Raw genomic sequence first — 1,635 nt, 5'->3', positions numbered from 1 at the left:
TTAATGGTTCCACCATAGACAAAAATTGCAGGTATATTCATTCTAGCCATGGCTATCATTGCCCCTGGCATATTTTTGTCGCATCCACCAATGGCAATCACTCCATCCATGCTTTGACCATTACAAACGGTTTCGATGGAGTCGGCAATAACATCCCGTGAGACGAGGGAATATTTCATGCCTTCAGTCCCCATTGAAATACCATCACTGATAGTAATAGTACGAACATTTGGGGCATACCACCAGCATTTCTAATTCCTGCCTCAGCGCGTTTGGCTAAGTCATTAATCCCCATATTACAGGGAGTGATGGTACTGAAGCCATTTGCTACCCCAACGATAGGCTTATTAAAGTCATCATCTCCAAAGCCCACAGCCCTCAACATGGCACGGTTGGGAGTGCGTTGACTTCCTTGGGTGACAACACGACTTCTTGCATTCTCAGACATTGTAGCGTTCCTTATAGTAAACTCTGTGGGAAAAAACAATTAATAGGTACATTTATCCTATCAATTGATATTGATCATTATAGTTGATAATGATTATGTTAACTCTTCAACTAACCTTTTAAACAGTAATCTAGCTGCATGGCTGGCGGTCTTCATCATTAACAATCGGTAAGGAGTCCCCTGTAATTTGGGTCGGTTCATCCACTCATGGATCTCACACAAAATAGGGTTATTCTTTCTGGCCTGCATGGGTTGAACACTCGTATAGATCCATTGCCAGAAAAGTTTACGACATAAAGAAGATCCTCCGACTACTTTCTTTTTGCTCTGATTACCGCTACTGTTTTCAGTTGGGGCAACCCCTAGCATTTTCTCGAATCTTCTCCGAGATAAATATCTCTTTGTATGAGAATTTTTACTCTTTTTAGTAGACCGTTTAAACACCACAATGGGCTTACCATCTTCTCCTAAGAAATTCTCAAACGGATAGATTTGACTGATAAGAATAGCTTGATGTCTGAACCCAAAACGAAACTCTGTAAAAACCTTTCGATAAGAAAAGAATTGAGGATCATTAATTAATGGATCTAATTCTTTTTCTATCTTGATTTCCTCTCTTTGTAGGTCACATAACCTTTGAGCGTGTAATCGAACATCATCAGTTAAACCTAAGCCAACCGTCTCAGAGTATTCCCTATCATACTTTTTAGACTGACTTTCTTCAGCTAACCAACGATAAAAGATAGGCACTGTGTACCCTTTTCTTCTGATTTGTCTTTGACTAATTTCTGGAAACTGCCAGGCCAGATCCTGTCTCATTCGATTAATGATAGGATTCTGTACCCTATTAAGATGTTCTAGTCTTAGACAAAGTTCTCTGATTCTGTTAATAGGTTGTTCTCGAATCGTTAAGAACTTACTCTTATTATTTAAGTTTTGTAAACCATAATGAGCGAGAGCAAAGCTATCAGTTTCATCCTCCTTATCAGGTAAGTCTAAATGATCCCGATGAGTGCTTAACGCTCTATGACTAATCAGTCTAACTTCTACACCATTTTGAGCTAGTATGTTACCCCATACTTTTTGGTAGTTAATGCCGGTGGGTTCCATAATAGCGATGTCAGGCTTAAGGCTTAATAAGTCCTTAATTCCCTTGACTTTCTTCTTAGGGTTTCCCCGCGCGCTGG

At 39.8% G+C, this 1,635-nt stretch carries 1 protein-coding gene and 1 pseudogene; both read right to left on the bottom strand.

All coding sequences use genetic code 11. The features are described from left to right. A pseudogene (locus tag C4E06_RS10710) lies at window positions 1-448 on the bottom strand (dihydroxy-acid dehydratase); the annotation flags it as partial. Between the two features lie 93 nt (window positions 449-541). Next, window positions 542-1,635 (bottom strand): transposase (locus C4E06_RS10705; protein WP_107668045.1); only part of this gene is annotated, 1,094 nt, incomplete at its 5' end.

It is taken from the genome of Cyanothece sp. BG0011 (assembly GCF_003013815.1).
Taxonomy (GTDB): Bacteria; Cyanobacteriota; Cyanobacteriia; order Cyanobacteriales; family Microcystaceae; genus Crocosphaera.
This window is presented reverse-complemented; position numbering and strand designations above follow the sequence as displayed.